Origin of the sequence: uncultured Sulfitobacter sp. (assembly GCF_964021855.1) — a bacterium.
GTDB lineage: Bacteria > Pseudomonadota > Alphaproteobacteria > Rhodobacterales > Rhodobacteraceae > Sulfitobacter.
This window is the reverse complement of the sequence record NZ_CAXHZD010000006.1, coordinates 125,108-143,408: the sequence shown is the minus strand read 5'-3', so window position 1 is coordinate 143,408 and position 18,301 is coordinate 125,108. Positions and strand designations below refer to the sequence as shown.

The 18,301-nt window shown below is 57.4% G+C and carries 13 protein-coding genes; 7 read left to right on the top strand and 6 right to left on the bottom strand.

Annotated elements, in window-relative coordinates:
- The first annotated feature begins 1 nt into the window (after position 1).
- The 4 genes from AADJ11_RS17420 to AADJ11_RS17405 are packed head-to-tail and all read left to right on the top strand — an operon-like array spanning position 2 to position 4,280.
- Complete coding sequence (locus AADJ11_RS17420; RefSeq protein WP_341235709.1) at positions 2-925, top strand: 2-dehydro-3-deoxygalactonokinase; 924 nt, start codon at positions 2-4, stop codon at positions 923-925.
- Positions 922-1,530, top strand: a complete 609-nt coding sequence (locus AADJ11_RS17415; protein ID WP_341235708.1) for a 2-dehydro-3-deoxy-6-phosphogalactonate aldolase — start codon at positions 922-924, stop codon at positions 1,528-1,530. Before AADJ11_RS17420 ends, AADJ11_RS17415 begins: the two co-directional genes overlap by 4 nt.
- Positions 1,527-2,372: an SMP-30/gluconolactonase/LRE family protein gene (locus AADJ11_RS17410; protein ID WP_341235707.1), complete on the top strand. Its 846-nt coding sequence runs from the start codon at positions 1,527-1,529 to the stop codon at positions 2,370-2,372. Before AADJ11_RS17415 ends, AADJ11_RS17410 begins: the two co-directional genes overlap by 4 nt.
- A 6-nt stretch (positions 2,373-2,378) precedes the next feature.
- Positions 2,379-4,280 carry a beta-galactosidase gene (locus AADJ11_RS17405; protein ID WP_341235731.1) on the top strand — a complete coding sequence of 634 codons (1,902 nt, stop codon included), beginning with the start codon at positions 2,379-2,381 and terminating at the stop codon, positions 4,278-4,280.
- A gap of 250 nt (positions 4,281-4,530) precedes the next feature.
- Here the strand turns inward: AADJ11_RS17405 and AADJ11_RS17400 are convergent, their stop codons facing one another.
- The 4 genes from AADJ11_RS17400 to AADJ11_RS17385 form a co-directional block, all read right to left on the bottom strand.
- Positions 4,531-5,817, bottom strand: a complete 1,287-nt coding sequence (locus tag AADJ11_RS17400) for a malonyl-CoA decarboxylase (protein WP_341235706.1) — start codon at positions 5,815-5,817, stop codon at positions 4,531-4,533.
- Between the two features lie 19 nt (positions 5,818-5,836).
- Positions 5,837-7,225, bottom strand: a complete 1,389-nt coding sequence (locus tag AADJ11_RS17395) for a M20 family metallopeptidase (protein ID WP_341235705.1) — start codon at positions 7,223-7,225, stop codon at positions 5,837-5,839.
- Entirely contained in the window at positions 7,212-8,813 is a 1,602-nt protein-coding gene (locus AADJ11_RS17390; protein ID WP_341235704.1) for a gamma-glutamyltransferase, read from the bottom strand. Before AADJ11_RS17390 ends, AADJ11_RS17395 begins: the two co-directional genes overlap by 14 nt.
- A gap of 374 nt (positions 8,814-9,187) precedes the next feature.
- Positions 9,188-9,844, bottom strand: coding sequence for a GntR family transcriptional regulator (locus tag AADJ11_RS17385; protein WP_341235703.1), 657 nt, complete (start codon positions 9,842-9,844; stop codon positions 9,188-9,190).
- A 148-nt stretch (positions 9,845-9,992) separates the two neighbouring features.
- On the opposite strand from AADJ11_RS17385, the gene AADJ11_RS17380 reads away from it, so the two are divergent.
- A complete protein-coding gene (locus tag AADJ11_RS17380; RefSeq protein ID WP_341235702.1) occupies positions 9,993-10,556 on the top strand; it encodes a hypothetical protein in 564 nt (187 codons plus the stop codon).
- A gap of 10 nt (positions 10,557-10,566) precedes the next feature.
- On the opposite strand, the gene AADJ11_RS17375 is transcribed toward AADJ11_RS17380, so the two are convergent.
- Positions 10,567-11,454, bottom strand: coding sequence for a DMT family transporter (locus AADJ11_RS17375; RefSeq protein WP_341235701.1), 888 nt, complete (start codon positions 11,452-11,454; stop codon positions 10,567-10,569).
- A 601-nt stretch (positions 11,455-12,055) separates the two neighbouring features.
- On the opposite strand from AADJ11_RS17375, the gene AADJ11_RS17370 reads away from it, so the two are divergent.
- Both AADJ11_RS17370 and AADJ11_RS17365 read left to right on the top strand, forming a co-directional pair.
- Entirely contained in the window at positions 12,056-13,186 is a 1,131-nt protein-coding gene (locus AADJ11_RS17370; RefSeq protein ID WP_341235700.1) for an efflux RND transporter periplasmic adaptor subunit, read from the top strand.
- Positions 13,183-16,272: an efflux RND transporter permease subunit gene (locus AADJ11_RS17365; protein ID WP_341235699.1), complete on the top strand. Its 3,090-nt coding sequence runs from the start codon at positions 13,183-13,185 to the stop codon at positions 16,270-16,272. The genes AADJ11_RS17370 and AADJ11_RS17365 overlap by 4 nt, the downstream gene beginning before the upstream one ends.
- A 270-nt stretch (positions 16,273-16,542) precedes the next feature.
- Here the strand turns inward: AADJ11_RS17365 and AADJ11_RS17360 are convergent, their stop codons facing one another.
- Positions 16,543-18,225: an amidohydrolase gene (locus AADJ11_RS17360; protein WP_341235698.1), complete on the bottom strand. Its 1,683-nt coding sequence runs from the start codon at positions 18,223-18,225 to the stop codon at positions 16,543-16,545.
- Positions 18,226-18,301 lie beyond the last annotated feature (76 nt).

Sequence of the window (18,301 nt, the reverse complement as noted above, 5' to 3'; positions counted from 1 at the left end):
GATGGACACTGTGCAACAAAGCGCTGAATGGATTGCTGTTGATTGGGGCACGTCTAACCTGCGGGTCTGGATGATGGGCCGTGATGGTCTGCCTTTTGCGCAAGACAGTTCTGAAAATGGAATGGCTGGTCTGGGGCGTGACGCGTTTGAGCCCGCGTTGTTGGAATTGGTTGAACCCTATCTTGCGCCGGACCGTGTGACGCCTGTCATTTGTTCAGGCATGGTCGGCGCACGCGAAGGGTGGATGGAAGCGCCCTATGTTGCGACGCCCTGTGCCCCACCAAGCGGGCAGGCCGCTGTCACCCCTGCCAGCACTGATCCGCGACTAGCCGTGCACATCCTGCCGGGAGTCAAACAGATGTCCCCCCCTGATGTAATGCGCGGTGAGGAAACCCAGATCGCTGGTGTGCTAAGCGCTCAGCCCGATTTTGACGGTATTTTATGTCTGCCCGGTACCCACACCAAATGGGTGCATATCAGCGCAGGCGAAATTGTCAGTTTCCAGACCTGCATGACGGGCGAGATATTTGCGCTTTTGTCCCAGCATTCTGTGCTGCGCCATTCCGTCACCAGTGATGGCTGGGATCAGGACAGCTTTCTGGCCGGGGTGGCCAGCGCGATGGACCGTCCGCAGGCTTTCGCCGCGCAACTGTTCGGCATGCGCGCCGCAGGGTTGTTGCTGGGCACCTCTGCTGACGCAGGGCGGGCGCGGCTGTCTGGCTTGTTGATCGGTTTGGAGTTGGCTGGCACAAAGCCTTATTGGCTGGGGCGTCATGTCGCGATCCTTGGTGCGGATGCTGTTGCCGAGCATTACCAAAGCGCATTGGCCGAGCAGGGCATTCAAGCCGAGGTGCTGGAGAGCGCAGATTTGACGCTTGCCGGTCTGACCTCTGCATATAACCTAAGAAAAGGGGCATCGACATGAGCCGGAATATCATCGCCATCCTGCGTGGGATCCAACCGCATGAAGCCGCCGAGATATGCGCGACACTGATCGCAGAAGGCATCACCCGGATCGAGGTGCCGCTGAATTCGCCAGAACCGCTTAAATCAATCGAAGCGATGGCCGGCAGCCATGGCGCGCAAGCGATGATCGGGGCGGGGACCGTGCTGGACGTGCAAAGCGTCACGGACGTTGCGAATGCGGGCGGCAAAATGATTGTTTCGCCCAATGCCGATACCGCCGTTATTGAGGCCAGCAAGGCAGCGCGCATGATATCCTATCCCGGTGTGATGACCCCGACCGAGTGTTTTGCGGCCCTCAAGGCCGGGGCGGACGGGCTGAAGTTCTTCCCTTCGTTCTTGCTGGGCATTGAGGGCTTGAAAGCGATCAATGCGGTTTTGCCCGCAGGGACCGAGACCTTTGCCGTGGGCGGTGTGGGCCCCGTGAATTTTGCCGAATGGCTGGCTGCCGGCGTCACTGGATTTGGCCTTGGGTCCAGCCTGTATAAACCGGGCTACAGTACTGCCGACGTTGGAAAAAACGCACGTGAAGCGGTGGCGGCCTATGACAAAGCGTTGCGCCAGTGACCGCTGAGATTTTCGATGCACGTGCGTGTACCTTGGGGGAAGGGCCATTGTGGCACCCCGAGCGTGCGCAGCTGTTCTGGTTTGATATTCTTGGCAAGACGTTGTTGTCGCGACAGGGTGGTGACGTCCTTTCGTGGAACTTTGACGAATGTGTCTCTGCTGCCGGATGGATTGATACAAACACGCTGCTCATGGCCTCGGAAACCGGTCTTTGGCAGTTTGATCTGATCAGTGGTGAACGCGCGTTGGTTGCGCCGTTGGAAGCGGACCAGCCGCTGACCCGTTCAAATGACGGGCGTGCGGACCCTTGGGGCGGTTTCTGGATCGGCACGATGGGGTTTGACGCAGACCGTGGGATGGGCGCGATATACAGGTTCTACAAAGGCGAATTGCGCAAGCTGTTTGGAAACATCACAATCTCGAACTCCATCGCCTTTTCGCCTGACCGTCGCTTTGCCTATTATACGGACACACCGACGCGGCAGATTATGAGGGTTGCTCTCGACGCGGATGACGGCTGGCCTGCGGGTGATGCAGAAGTTTTTGTGGACCTCAAGCAGACCAAGCGAAACCCCGACGGATCGGTTGTGGATAGCGAAGGATGCCTTTGGAACGCGCAATGGGGTGCGGGGCAGGTCGCCCGTTATGCGCCCGATGGCGCATTGATAGAAGCATATGACGTACCCGCCGCGCAGGCCACATGCCCTGCTTTTGGGGGTCCTGACCTTAAGACCGTTTTTGTAACCTCGGCTGCGCAAGGGCGTCATGGCGCGCAGGATGGCCAGACCTTTAGCTTTGCGGCAGGGGTCAAAGGCCAGCGGGAACACCGGATAATTTTGTGAGGCATGATGAAACGAACCCTTGGGACCTGCTATTACCCTGAACAGTGGCCTGTCGAGATGTGGGAGAGCGACGCCCGCCGTATGGTCGAGGCCGGTCTGACATGGGTGCGGATCGGGGAGTTCTCATGGAGCAAGCTAGAGCCTAAACCCGATGAGTATCACTGGGACTGGCTTGATCTTGCGATTGAGACATTGGGTACGGCCGGACTGAAAGTCGTGTTGGGCACGCCCACGGCGACCCCGCCGCGCTGGATGTTGAAACGTCACCCCGACATGCTTGCGGTGGATGTCGAAGGACGGCCACGCAAGTTCGGGTCGCGCCGGCACTATTGCTTTAGCCACGAAGGCTACAAGAAAGAATGCGTCAAGATCGCCGAATTGATGGCGCGCCGCTATGGCGGCAATCCCCATGTCGCAGCGTGGCAGATCGACAACGAATATGGCTGCCATGACACAACGATCTCTTACAGCGATGCGGCTGCTGTTGCGTTTCGCAGATGGCTCGAAGACCGTTATGGGACGGTCGCGCGGCTGAATGCTGAATGGGGGAACACGTTCTGGTCGATGGACTATGACTGCTTTGAAGATATCGATCCACCAAACCTGACCGTGACCGAAGCGAACCCGGCGCATAGCTTGGCCTTCCGTCGTTTCAGTTCGGATCAGGTGGTGCTGTTTAACCAGCTACAGCTTGACGTGATCCGACGTCACAGCGCCGCGCCTGTCAGTCATAACTATATGGGCAGGATCACCGATTTCGATCATTTTGCCGTGGGCGAAAATCTGGATATCGCCACATGGGACAGCTACCCCTTGGGTTTCTTGGAGGACAGGGTCGGTGCCAATGCCGCGCACCAGCATAAGTTTGCCCGCCAAGGTGATCCCGATTTTCAGGCATTTCATCACGATCTCTACCGGGCCGTGGGCCGCGGCCGCTGGTGGGTGATGGAACAACAGCCAGGCCCTGTGAATTGGGCCCCGCACAACCCCGTGCCGTTGGCAGGCATGGTGCGCCTGTGGTCTTGGGAGGCATTTGCCCATGGTGCAGAAGCGGTGTGCTATTTCCGTTGGCGGCAAGCGCCATTTGCGCAAGAGCAGCTGCATGCAGGCCTGCTGCGCCCTGACAGCAAAGAAGCGTTTGCGATGGAGGAAGTCCGGAAAGTGAATGCAGAAATGCGCGACGCGCCGGATGTGGTCAGCGGGCAAGCCCCCGTTGCCATTGTGTTTGACTATGACGCGGATTTTGCATGGGCAACCCAACCCCATGGCCGCGACCTAAGCTATTTCGGGTTGGTATTTCATACGTATAAAGCGCTGCGAAGACAGGGTTTATCAGTGGATATTCTGCCTGCCACTACGCGCAATTTTTACGGCTACAAGCTGATCCTGGCCCCCGGTTTGATGTTCATGCAAGACGCGTTGAAACAAGCGCTCGCAAGCTGCGACAGCGCGGTTGTCTATGGCCCGCGTGCAGGGGCGCGAAATGGGGAAATGGCGATCCCTGTGCCGTTGCCGCCTAGCATTCCAAACTTGGATGTAACGGTCGCCCAGATCGAAAGCTTGCGCAGCGATATCTTTGTTTCGCTACAAAGTGGGGGGAGGGTCATCCGCTACCGCGAGGTGTTGGAGGGCAGCGCCCAAGTTACACTGCAAAGCGAAGCGGGTGAGCCGGTTGCGATGTGCCAAGGCAATCAAACTTATCTGGCTGGCTGGCTGGATGATGAAGCTCTCGACCAGTTTATCGTGACGACCTGTGCCGCGGCACAGATCAAGACCCTTCCCATGCCCGACGGTGTCCGCATTCGTACAACAAAAGCAGAGCGGTTCTGGTTCAATTACACAGACCAAAGCGTTGCATGCCATGGGATAGAATTGGAACCTGCCGGCGTGTTGCGCGTCACCATGTGAGCGAACTCGTCAATGGTTTCTGCACCATCCAAATCCAGCTCGCGGGGTGGTCAGTCCCCAGAGGTGTACGGCTTTTCCTTTGCAAGGGTTTTTTGAAGGCTCCTGATGAGCGGCCATCATGTCAGCAACATGTAGATATAGTAGATAAATACGGACGCTTGGGACGCTTCCTGTAAATTCCCCCAACTTGGGGTAGGGGGCGTTTTCGTGACAAACTTGTCCGCGATCAATGCGCCCTAAAGGCGATTGGTCATTTTGTGGGCACTGCCTTTTGCATTGCTACAAAGGCGGCCGCCTTGGACGCTATGGGTTTGGACGTGGCAATCGTCTGGCCATGGACAAATTGTTCATGATTTTTCTCAATCCGCTTCAGGTCATAGAGATAGTTCACCATTGCGCCGCTTGATTGCTCGCGTCCTTTTGCTGTCAGGTCGGCGTTCGCGTGAACTTCGTGCAGGATCGCACCGTTACCTAGGTGAAATCGTGCGACGGGATCGCGGGGTTTTCCGCCCGGGCGCTTGGCGTTGACCAGATAATGTGCTGCGGCCGTTTCGACTTCCGTTTCAGACGCATCACCCGCTAGAACATGTTGTGTGATAGGGGTGTCTGTCTGCGCCGCGAGCCAGTCATTGAACCCCGGAATGGGCGACAGTGTGACAAAGGTATCAAGCTGCGGCAACTGCTGGCTTAACTCATCGACCACCTGCTTGATCAGCAGGTTACCAAAGCTCACGCCCTGCAGCCCGTCCTGACAATTCGAGATGGAATAGAAAACGGCGACATTTGTATCGGCGGCTTGATACGGCGTGCGGTTTTCAGCCAGCACATGCTGGATCGAGGATGGCACAGACTTCATCAGCGCTACCTCGACAAAGATCAACGGCTCGTCCGGCATTGTGGGGTGGAAATATGCGAAACAACGGCGGTCCGAGGGATAGAGCCGGCGCCGTAAATCTTCCCAATCATTGATGGCGTGGACGGCTTCGTATTCTACAATCTTTTCGAGTATGCTGGCGGGTGTCTCCCAAGAGATCTGACGCAACACCAAGAAGCCCCGATTGAACCAGCTGCGCAGTAAATGCAGGAAATCAAAATCGCACCGTTTGAGTTCAGGGTGGTCTTTCAAAAACCCGAGCAGATCGACCCGCATTGAAACCAATTGCGCCGTCGCGCCAGCGGATTGGTTCAGTCGCCGCAACAATTCCTGCCTGCGCGGTTCGGCAGCGATTGTGATGGCGCGGTAATCCGCAACGCTACCTGTATCGAGATAGGCCTGTGTCAGGTCACACAAATTGCCAGCATCCATTTCCAATGTGTCGTTCAGGAAACGAAAAAATTCCAGCTTCTGGGCGGTGCCAAGCTCCGCGTAGCGGTCTAGGATCGCCTTAGCGAGATAAATACCAGACACCTCGCCCGCAGATGCCAAAAGCGACAGGCACATTTCTTCTATCGGGCGGGTATCGCTGCTGGTGCTGGTGTTGCGGCGACGCTCGAACAACGAAGTCAGCATATCCCCAAGAAAACTTGTCTGAACCATGTTTTCGTTCCTCTCACTGTTATTTCAAGTTTGAGCCCTGCGTTGAAAGGTCGGCAAACAGACCGGTCATCGCCAGCAACGCCTGACGCGACAGGCTTTTGAGCACGTGTTCGTCGGGGGCATGTTGCGCACACCCGGCATAGGAATGGGGAATCCAGATTGTGGGTAGCCCCAGCACTTCGGCAAAGCAGTCATTGGGGAGCGAACCGCCGAGATTGGGCAGAATATCCGGCGCGACCCCTATGCTATTTTCAATTGACGCGCTGGCAAAGCGAACCATCGGATGATCGGGGGCCAGCCGCGTCGCAGGAAAGCTGTTTTCGCCGTGTTCGACCACTTTGACCTTGTCGAAACCTGCGCGGTCCAGATGGCGGCGCAGGGCGGGCAAGATATCGTCCACGTCGGTACCAACCACAAAACGCAATTGACATGTCGCCCGAGCAGAGCCCGCAATGGCATTCAGCGGGGCTTCTGGCACCCCGGCCTTCATCGCCAGAATGGTAAAGCTGTTCCAACCGAAAACCCGTTCGGCGGGGGTCAGATCTGCTTCGCCCCAATCGTGGTCCAACGCGATGCCGGTATCATGCGCGGGCAGGGCGGCCAGAATTTCGCGGACGCGGGGGGTCAGGCTGTCGGGCCGCCACTCGGCAATCTGGATTTGGCCGTGGTCGTCGGTGATACTGGCCAAGGCATGGGCAAGGATCATCGCAGGATCGGCCAGCAAACCCCCAAAGTTGCCGGAATGGTTTGCCCCATCTCGCAGGTTGACCTCTAGATCAAAGCTGACCCCACCGCGTGATCCTGTAAAGATGGTTGGTGCTGCCGGTCGCAGCCGCGGCCCGTCCGACGCAATAAAAACATCAGCCTTCAGCAAATCCTTTTGTTGGGCGCAGAACTCTTTCAGGCCCGGTGATCCGGCCTCTTCGCCCATTTCAATGATGATCTTGGCGTTGAAACCCAGATGCCCTTGGGCGGCAATGACCGCGCGCATTGCCCGCAGATTGATCAGGTGCTGTACCTTGTTATCAGCGGCGCCGCGCCCATAAAGACGGTCGCCTTCCTCAATCAACTCAAAGGGGGTCAGCCCCTCGCGCCACTGGTCTTCTTGCGCGCGTACGACATCGCCGTGACCATAGCTCAGCACTGTGGGCAGGGTCGCGTCTTCGATCCGCTCGGCTGTCAAAATCGGGGGGCCGTCTGGCACAGGATTGTCGTGAAACTGGCAGGTAAAGCCCATCTCTTGCAGCATAGGGGCGATGTCTTCGTGCAGATAGGCATGCAAATGCGGCTTGCCGCGCGGGTCCTGGCTTTCGGTCGGGCGGGCCACCAAAGCGGCCAATTCGGTCTGAAACGCGCCAGTGTCGAAATAGGATTCAATATTGGCGTATGCGGCGTCATGTAGGCTCATGGGGGTCCTTTGTGCTTTCGGGTTCTGCGACGCCACCGCCCCAAGGGGACATTGTCTCGGTCGTGCCGGAATTTGTGGTGCCGTGGCGCATGACAGCTGCGGGGCAGGCAAAGGCATAGGGAAATGGCAAACGTTGGGCCAGAGCCAGCGGGAATTTGGCGGCCAACGCATCCGTCACAGGGCCAGCAAGACGGGTGTCGGCCAACACCTGCGCACCGCCTGAAACATCCAGACGCGGGGCCTCGATTGCATCTTGCAGGGTCATGTCTTGCTCCATCAGATAGCTGCTGATCTGGGCCACCGCCGGCATGATCTTGCGCCCGCCCGACGCCCCCAAGGCAAAGCGACCGGTCGCGGTTTCACCAATCACGGGGCAAACGTTCATCAGACACGCTTTGCCCGGGCCAAGCGAATTGGGTTTGCCGGGTTCGGGGTCGAACCACATGACGCCGTTGTTCAGCATCAATCCGGTGCTGCCCGACACGACCTTTGAGCCGAACACAGACAAAAGCGTCTGGGTCATGGCAACCATATTGCCGGCGCGGTCCACGATCGAGAAATGCGTCGTGCACCCCGGCGCTCGCGCGCTTTCATGGTCCCCCATCGACGATAGACGGTGTGCATAAGCACGGTGCAGCCCGTCGGCCCGGGCCAGATACCCGGACGGCGCTTCGGCTTCGGCGGCGTCATAGCTGTCTTCCCAGTGGCCCATCGCATCGGCCAGTGTCGGCCCCGCAGTGAGGCCGGGAACAGCATGCACAACGCCGTCGCGAAACCGGAAGGACAGCGGATCGGACCACGTCACGCGATAGTCGCGCATATCTGCCATCGACAGAAACCCGCCCTTGTCGGTCACATCGCGCACAAGGGCGCGGGCGATGTCGCCTTGATAAAAGGTCGCCGCGCCTTCTTGGGAGAGCTGGTCCAGTGTTGCGGCCATCGCGCTTTGGTCCAGACGCTGATCAGCCTGCGCAGTCCAGCCGGACCCCTTGGGCCAAACCCCGTCATCGAGGTAAATCGCTGCTGCGTCCGGATCGCGCGCCAGATCCCGCGCGCTGGAGGCGATGATCAGCGCGGCATACCAATCCACATGCAAACCGCGCTTGGCCAGCGCGACGGCTGGTGACAGCAGCGACGACCACGGCATCCGGCCATACCGTTCGTGGGCGGCTGAAATGCCCGCCATGGTGCCGGGAACAGCCACGGCCGTGGCCCCTGTCACGTTGCGGTCGTCAACCACGGACTCCCATGGGAACAAGTCAGATGCCTTGCCCGCGCCAGATAGGGGGTACTGCGCCAGATCAAGCCCGGCTGAAGAGCGCATCCCATAGTTCAGGGCAACGGCGCGGCGTTCGTCCTCGCGCCACAGCATCATCGCACCGCCACCCATTGGGCCGGACATCCAAGGCTCCAGCACGCCCAAAGCAAAACTGACGGCGACCGCCGCATCAACCGCATCACCGCCCGCGGCCAACACGTCGGCACCGACCTCAGCGGCCTGAACATGCTGGGCTGCGACGACCCCCCCGGATGTTGCCGTGACCCCGGGTTTACGGGTCGATTGGCTGCGTGAGAACGACCCGCTCATGCGACGACCGTGGGCAGGGGGGACATGTCGGGCGCATTCCATTCCTTGCCGGAAAATGCGGATGATGCGGCGATCAGGCCAAGGGCCGTACCGGTGATCAGTGCTTTGATAGTCATCCAGTCCTCACTGTTGGTGATGGATTATTTGTATTTGTATTTTAACATATTGTATACAAGACTGGCCATTTGTGACCCGTCAAGCAATTTATAAATATGTCCTTGCCTCTGTCGGGGCCGGGATATTGCTACCCAAGTATGATGCACAACTGAACAAGCCCTGCGCATCGCGTGAGGGCTGGGAACATTTCGTGACGTTTAGGATGCTAAACTGGGCACCACTTAAATATGCAGGGGGCGGATTTTTATGTCGGGGCCTTAGCTTGCAGCTGCGCTAAGCCCTGTCATCAGGCTGTGAAACCTTTCGCCCTGAACGCTGACATGATTACGCAGGGCGTTGGCCGCACTTTCTGCATCGCCTGACACCAGCGCATCAACAATGGCCTCATGTTCGGCCATAGACTGTGCCATACGGCCACGCAAACGCAGCTGCTGCCGCCGGAAAGGGCGCAGACGTTTTTGCAGTTTCAGGCTTTCCTGCTCAAGAAAGCTGTTGCCAGATTCGCGATATATGGTGGCATGGAAAGTTTCGTTTTCGTCGTAATAGAGGTCGGCATTCTGAGCGTCCGATGCCGCCTGACACCGCGCATTTGCTGCACGCAATTCATCAAATGCTTTGTCTGAAATCCTCCGCGCGGCCAATCGACCGCAGACCGCTTCAAGCTCGGCCATGACTTCGAACATCTCAAACAGTTCCAACGGGCCCGGTTGACGTACAAAGGCACCGCGCCGCGGGATCAACGTGACAAGTCCAGAACTTTCCAGTCGCTGTAACGCTTCTCGAAGTGGTGTGCGCGAGACCCCAAACTGTTCGGCCAAACGCACCTCGTCGAGCCTGTCACCATCGGCAAAAGTCCCGTTAAAGATCATTTTCTCAAGAGAGCTAGCTATGTTAATAGCACTGCGTTGTTCCATAGTAAGAACGTTAGCCCTCGTGCGGAGAAAACGCAATTACTACCGTGTTGTATACAAAATATCGATTTTTGAGGCTTTGTAGCGCCCCTTGTTTGGGCACAGGACCAAGGGTAGGGATACAAGACAGGGATTTCTGAGGTTGGATAAGATGACACCGCATACGCCTGCGCACGCGACAACTGCTGAATGTAACGCCGCGCTGGATCACATTCTGGCAGCACCTAAAAGCGGTGCCACAATTGGGCAATTGTGCTTTCGACCTGATTACGGCCTTCGGACTTTCCCTGACACGCTAGAGATGACCGTCGAGCGCGGGATTATCGGTGAAAGGTGGACCAAAAAGCCGTGGTTAACGCTGCCCAACGGTGAACCGGATCCCAGAATACAGGTATCCATTCTTGCGCAGCGGGTCATGGACCTGTGTTGGCGTGATCGTACAAACACGGTTCATCCGGGCGATCCTATCGTTGTCGACATGGACCTTGGCGCCGCGAACCTACCTGTGGGCGCACGGTTAAGTGCTGGTTCCGCGATCCTAGAAGTCAGCGATAAATTCAACACCGGTTGCATCAAGTGGCATGAGCGGTACGGGAATGATAGTCTACGCTGGATCAACAAACGCGAAAATCGCGACCTTCGGTTGCGCGGAATTCTTTGTAAAATCGTGCAAGACGGGACCGTCAAAGTTGGGGATCAGCTGATCAAGCTTTGATGTATCTCGGTTACCTTGCCGATTTTCCGCGCCAAAGAATGAAAAGCCCCGAGAATACGATCAAACCGGAACCCAGTATCATTGTCGGGCTCAGTTGTTCGTTGAACAGTACAACACCCAATGTGATCCCGAAAAGCAGCCTTGTGTATCGGAACGGCGTGACGGCGGATACCTCGCCGGTCCGCATTGCCTTCATCAGGCATGAATAGGCAACGACACCTGCCAAGATGGCCCCCAATAAGTAAAAACACGTCCCAACATCTGGGCCTACGAAAGGCACCCCTTGCCAAACGGCGATAAGCGCACCAGCCGCGACAATTGCCAGGAAACCATACAGCCCAAGAATGACTGTGCTGAGCGTTGCCGGTGCAGCACGGCTTGCCAGATCACGCCCCGCAAATCCAATCATGCCGATAACCGCCAAAATCGATAGGGCCGAAAAACTGTCCGTGCCCGGTTGAACGATAACAACGACCCCAATCAAACCAATAAAGATCGCAAACCACCTGCGCCAACCAACCTTTTCGCCAAACACCAATGCTGCACCGGCGACCACGACCAACGGGGTGGCTTGCAAGATGACGGTTGCGGCAGACAATGGTGTTAACGCAATGGCGAGGACATAAAACAGCCGGCCTGCAATCTCGAATACCACCCGGATGCGCATCGGCAGGGATAGGATCTCTGGGACAAACAGGGGTTCATTATTCAGACGCGCCAAGCATGCAAACAGCGCAGCACCGCCCAAGCCGAAGATCATCAGAATTTGACCGACAGGCAGCACCGTTGACGCTGCTTTTAAAAATGCGTCTTCGACGGCGAAAATGGCCATCGCAGCAATCATCCAAATACTGCCCATCAGGTTTGCCCTGCGATCAATTGGAATCATTGTGGGCATATGTATTCCAATTCAGATGTCAGATTTTGGGAGAATTGTGACGTTACAATTGAATCTCAACGCTTTGTGGATCGATGCCGTAAACACCCTGATCTGTCAATCTGGCCACGTCGATCAACAATAGGGCGGGTAGGGGCGTTCGCTGCATCAGCAAGCACACCAGCAGGAATGCGAAAACCCGACCTTCGTTGAATTTGCAGTTTGTTTTCCTCCTAAAGTAGTTCGGCAACGCTGATGCAGTTTCCGCGCTGTTCCGTGTGGGTTTGAACGACAGTTAAGACCTCGAATGCTATCGATGCTGCCCCCCTGTGTCTGTGGCGTTGGATGCTTCAGTTCATTGCCACCTATCTTGCGCCGGCTAATAGAAAATTCCTTTTACCTCACTAAATTCAAATCCGAGCGACGGAATGCGTTTCGATGACCGTATAAGACAAGAACAAACACTGCAGGAACCTTTCATGACAAAACTCTCCGACTTTGCAGACTGATTTGCATGTCATTTCCTCGGCCGGCGCGTCCGCGTTTGAACTCGATAACCCGATTACCAAAAACTATAACGCTATGTTCGCATGGACAGCACTCCTCAGGAGCCGAGAAGACCTTGAAAAGAGCATATTTCGCCATTCTATCCCTCATCATCATCGCGGGTGCCTATGGCGTCACTTTCGGTGTTCCTGATCAGGTCACTCAGCTTTGGGGCGGCAGCGCGACCGAGACATCTGAGGCCCCTCACGATGCACGACCAGGACAGCGGGGAGGGCAACAAAGCCGAGCGACAATAGTTGTTCTCACTCCACTTGAAGCCCGCGCGTACACGCTTGTTCTGCGGACCGTTGGCAGTGCTGTCTCACTGCACCGCACCGACGTAACCGCAACCGGTGCGGGCGAAGTAGTTGAGACGGCACTCCATGCCAATGGGATGGCGGAAAAAGGCGATGTCCTTTTGCGTTTGGATGACCGCACGGAACAGTTGGCGCTTGAGATTGCCGAGGCGAACCGCGATCAGGCACGGGCGACTGTGACGCGCTATGAGGGGCTACGCAGCAACGGCAGTTCTGTTGTGACTGAGGTAGCGTTGTCGGAGGCACGCGTGGCGTTGCGTTTGGCTGAAGCCAATGTGGGGCTGGCGCAGGTCGCGCTAAACGACCGCACGATTGTGGCACCAATTTCGGGCAAATTGGGGCTTAGTGACGTTAGCGTGGGAGACCGTGTATCGAGCGGGGATGCTATCGTAACGATTGACGATACCACCAGTCTGCTCGCCACTTTCGAAGTGCCGGAACGCTCCATCGGTCTCTTGACGGAAGGCAAGCGGGTTCTTGTCTCGACACCTACCTATGCGGGGCGGATCTTTGAAGGTGAAGTCACCGCTTTTGACAGTCGGCTCGACAGCGTGACCCGCAGCGCCACGGTGCAGGCGGAGATCGACAACCCCGAAGGGCTATTGCTTGCCGGGATGACATTTGCCATCCGCATGACCGAAGAAACCGATCCCTTGCCCGTTGTGCCCGCCACGGCAATTACGTGGGACCGCACCGGTGCAGGAATTTGGGTCGCCGAAGAAGGCAGCGCTCGCCGCATTCCTGTCACCATCCGCTACCGCGAAGGTGATCAGGTCTGGGTTGAGACAACAGCCGCCCTGGGCGCGCAGATCGTGGCTGAGGGAGCATCGAAGCTGCGAGACGGCGCACAGATCACAGTCGCCAACGCACACAAGAGTCCGGGCGCATGAGTTTCGAGAAAAGAGCTCACAAGGCAGGTTTCGCAGACATTTTTGTTGCGCGGCCTATTTTCGGGATCGTGCTGAACCTGCTTATCATCATCGCCGGATTGGCGGCGTTCAGCAGCGTCGACATCCGTGAAATGCCGGACGTGGATCAGCCTGTGCTCTCTGTCAGGACCACTTACGAGGGTGCCGTGGCAAGCACGGTAGACACCGAAGTCACTCAAGTACTCGAAGATGCACTGAGCGCGCTTGAGGGGATGGCCTATATTGAATCCACGTCCAGCACAGGGTCGAGCCAGATTACTATTGATTTGTCGGATGGCACGGACGTCAACGTGGCCGCCAATGAGGCGCGCGAGATCGTATCGGCTGCCCTGCGCTCTCTGCCCGACGATATCGAGGACCCAAGTGTCAGCAAAAGCAACAGCAACGCTGACGCGATCATTCGCCTTGCCCTGTTGGGGGATGCCAGCCTCGACACGCTCACGCAACTTGCCGAGACCACGGTTTACGAGCGTCTCTCCTTGATCGACGGCATCGCCGAAGTGACCCTGCGCGGCGATCGCGCTAATGAATTCCGGGTGGCAGTGAACATACCGTCATTGCTGAGCCGCGGGCTGACCATTTTTGACGTCTCAATCGCACTTGCGGAACTGCGCGACGACACTGCCCTTGGCGCGCTTGAAAGCGAGTCCCAGACGCTCTCGCTGCGCGTCGGAAATGAAGCTGTCACTGTGGAGACCATCAACCAGCTGCCGATCAATGACACGACCCAAGTGGCCGATATCGCCTTTGTCCAACTGATCCCGGAAGACACCAGCGTTTACACCCGCGTAAACGGTGAAACCGCCATTGGTCTCGATATCACGCGGCAATCGGTTGGCAACACGCTGGAAATCTCGCGCGATGTCACGATCGCTGTGGATGAATTGCGCGCACAACTACCTGAAAATGTGCAGCTGTTAGTCACCTCAGACGATGGTATTTTCATTGAAGGATCAATCAACGAGGTCGTCAAATCCATCCTTATGGCCACTGGCATCGTGGTCGCCGTGATCTTTCTGTTTTTGCGCTCTCCACGGGCAACCTTGATCCCCGCGGTCACGATCCCGGTGGCGTTGATCGGCACGCTCGCTGCGATCTGGATTACAGGGTTTTCCGTTAATACGATCAGCCTGCTCGCACTGGTTCTGGCGACCGGGATGGTCGTGGATGATGCCATCGTGGTGGTTGAAAACATCGTCCGCAAGCGCAAGTCGGGCATGGGGGCTTTTGCTGCCGCTGCATCTGGCACCAACGAGGTGTTCTTGGCCGTCATTTCTACAACCGCAACGCTCGCTGCGGTGTTTATTCCGATTTCTTTCATGCCGGGGCAGGCGGGAGGTGTCTTTTCGGAATTTGGCTTTGTGCTGGCTTTTGCCGTCACGCTGTCGTCGATTACCGCATTGACGCTTGCGCCGGTCCTGTCGGCACTTCTGGACCCCGGCAAGACTCAGACCAACGCCGAGCCAGCCGAACCCAGTGCGCTGTCACGCAGTTTTGACCGCGTGATGGATTTCGCCATCCGCACGCCTTTGTTGGTTCTGTCGGTCGCCGTTGGTTTCGCCATCATAGCCATGGGGGCCGCGATGACGCTGCCCTCTACTGTTACCCCCGAAGAAGATCGTGGCTTTTTCCTCGTGCAGGCGCGCGGAGCCTCGGACACAACGATTGATTACCTTGATACGCAGGTCCAGCTTGTTGAGGGTATCCTCGCACCATACCAAGAAAGCGGCCAGATCGAGACGGTGCAGAGCATCATTGGCGTCGGTGGTGGCACCAGTGCGTTTATCGTCGTGCGCTTACCAGACTGGACCGAGCGCGACACGACGCAACAAGAACTAATCGCGCAGATCAGCGGCCAGTTGGCCTCTGTTCCCGGCGTGCAGGTCAGCGCGCGCTCTACCAATAGTCTCAACATTCGTGGCGCGGGCGGCGGGCTGAGCTTTGCCGTGACGGGCACCAATCTTACGAAAATGACCGAAGCCGCTGACACTCTTGTCGGGGCGATGTCGCAGGATGCCACCTTCCTGAACCCGCAACTGTCAAACAACAGCGTTAATGCACAATTGGAAGTGGCCGTTGATGACAGCGCCGCGAGGGACATGGGGCTAAACAGCGCGGATGTCACCAGCCTCATACAAGCTATGGTGCAAGGCAATGTTGCGGTCAGCGTCTTTTCTGATGACGTTGAAGTAGACGTCAATGTCGTCCCCGGCGGACCACCGATTGATGATCCCTCCGATATCGCATCCATGTCAATCCGCCTCGACAGCGGCGCCTATATCCCGCTTTCCACCGTAGCATCGCTCGACATGGTGGTAAGCGATGCCCAGATCGAACGTTTGGGCGGCGCCTTGTCTGTCTCTCTGCAGGCAAACCTTGGGGAAGGTGTAGATCTCGGTGGTCGCCGTATCATTAAAAAAGCGATAGCCGATGAGGTCCTGCCCGACGGTATGGGCATTACCTTCACCGGAGAGGCCGCGACGCTCGACGACTCACAGGGCGGTATCTACATGGTCTTCGGCGTGGCCCTGATCGTCGTGCTTCTGGTGCTTGCGGCGCAGTTTGAAAGCTTTGCCAGCGCGGTTGTTATCATGATGACGGTGCCCTTTGGCCTTGCCGCCGCGCTGCTGGCTATTTCAATTACTGGCGGTTCGTTGAACTACTACAGTCAGATCGGACTTGTTATGCTGATCGGGGTCATGGCCAAGAACGGCATTCTGATCGTCGAATTCGCGAACCAGTTGCGCGAAGCGGGCGACGACATTGATAACGCAATTCGAAGCGCGCTGCGCCTGCGCATCCGACCAGTGATGATGACGATGGTTTCAACAGTCTTCGGTGGCCTTCCTCTGATCCTGACCTCCGGCGCAGGTGCAGAAGCCCGTATTGCCGTAGGCTGGGTCATCGTCGGTGGTTTGGGTTTTGCTACAGTGTTTACCCTGTTCCTCACGCCGATTTTCTACCGCTGGATCGCGGTCTGGGGCGCTGCGCCCGGTGTTGCTGAGCGCAGGTTGAGGTCAGAGGTGGAGGCGATTGCGAGAGTGTAGTGTTATGGCCTCAGAATAAGCGGTCGTTCCCACAACTCAGACGCTCGACCGGGAGAATTTCTGTACGAGGCAGAAATGACGGCTTTGAAACACTACCGTGCTGGATTTGATGCACACCTGGGTGTCGGGTTAGGGCCGATCATGTCGATCGACAGCGAGGGACGGTAAGCTGTCATTCGAGGCAATGAGGTATCTTTATTCAAGTCGATACTCGCAGGTTTTGCCCTGATCGTGAGAAACCCCTTTCTTTGATGGCATCACAATGCAGGTTCATTCTGCGCGCTGAAAGGTAATCGTCCCGTTCATAATGGCGACTGTCGCAGCAGCCTCCGTTACTGCCTCGGGGGCCAGCAAGGTCAGATCAGCGCTCAACACCGCGATGTCGGCGACCATTCCCTTTTTCAGCTTACCGTGCGTTGCCTCCTTAAACTGGGCCCAGGCATTGTCGCGGGTGTAGCTGGCGAGGGTATTTCGTAGGCTTTGGGTCTGGTCGGGCCAAAGTGGGCCGAGGTCCAACGGTGCGATTGCAGCTTTGATGTTGGGCATGACGTCGATGGGGATCACGGGCCAGTCGGTTGAAAAGATCACTTTGGCACCCGTCTCTCGGATGGTTTGCCATGCATAGGCCCCTTCAATCTGTTCAGGACGGATGTAGTTCCCGACACCGTCAGGCGGGAAGACATGGCCACGCGGTGCATGGCCGGGCTGCAGCGAGGCGACGATGCCCAGTTCGGCCAATCGGGGAATGTCATCGGGGTGGATCACTTCGATATGTTCAATTCGGTGGCGGCTGTCTCGCTTGCCGTTGACCTTTTGCGCAGCCTCAAGAGCGTCGATTGTGCGGCGCACGGCGGCGTCCCCGATGGCGTGAATTGCGATTTGAAAGCCAAGGCGGTCGGCCTCAACGCAGGCGGCCACGAAATGCTCTTGGGTAAAGACCTCGTCCCCCGTGTTGCCATTTTCGCCCAACGCGCCCGGATAGGGATACAGCATCAAGGCTGTGCCGCTTTCGATCACGCCGTCGATGAACATTTTGACGTGGCCACAGCACACCTTGTCCCCCTTATAGTCGGCGCGCATGGCGAAGGCTTCACGGGTCAGACGCTCGATTGGGTCGGTGCCCTTGAGGTGGAAAGGCACATGGCAGCGGCAAAGCAAGCGGCCCTCGGCTTCCAGCTCTGACAGCAGTTCAAGCTGGTAGCGATTGCCATCCATCAGATGTAATCCGGTAATCCCCTGCGCGGCGCAATGGGCCAGACCGCGGGCGATGGCATCTTTATCCATCTCGCGTTCAGCGCGGGTAGCAGCGGGCTCAGGGTCTTTCCCGGTGGTGAGGCCGAGCATGTCGCGGCCGCCGTGGCGGGTGAGCGACAAGATGGGGCTATAAGCCCCCGGCTCCAGCAACGCGCCACTGGCAAGTCCGTCGCTCCCCAAGACGATTTCCGACCCGGCATCGACTTCACCACCCTGAAGCAGCGCAGCGGCTTCCAGCGCGGCGGTGTTGGCCCAGATCGTGTGGTGATCCGGGGCAAACATGGCAAGGGGGCGGTCTGGCAGGATGGCGTCCAGATCGTGGCGTGTGAGGGTCTTGCCAGTGCCCAGAATTCCGTAGTCCGCCATGACGCAGAACAGCATCCTGTCGTCGGGATTGGCTTCGGCGTAGGGCAGGATCAGCCTGCGCATTTCTTCCAGCCCTTTGACGCCGTAGAGGTTGAGGTATCCCAACTCCACGGAGCCGCCAAAAAGATGCACGTGGCTGTCGATAAAGCCAGGCAATACGGTGCCACCGCGCGCGTCGATCACTCGTGTCTCGGGACCAATCAGCGGTGAAACCTGCGCGTCCGTGCCTACCGCTGCAATCTTGTTGCCAACAACCGCCAGCGCGGTGGCCGCCGGCTGATCTTCATCAAAGGTGATCAGCGCGCCGTTTTGGATGATGATATCTGCCAACATGGCCGATAGTCCTTAATTCATGGGGGGAAGTGCTTGAACTGCGCCCCAATTAGGGGCAGGGCGCAGTATTTTGTTC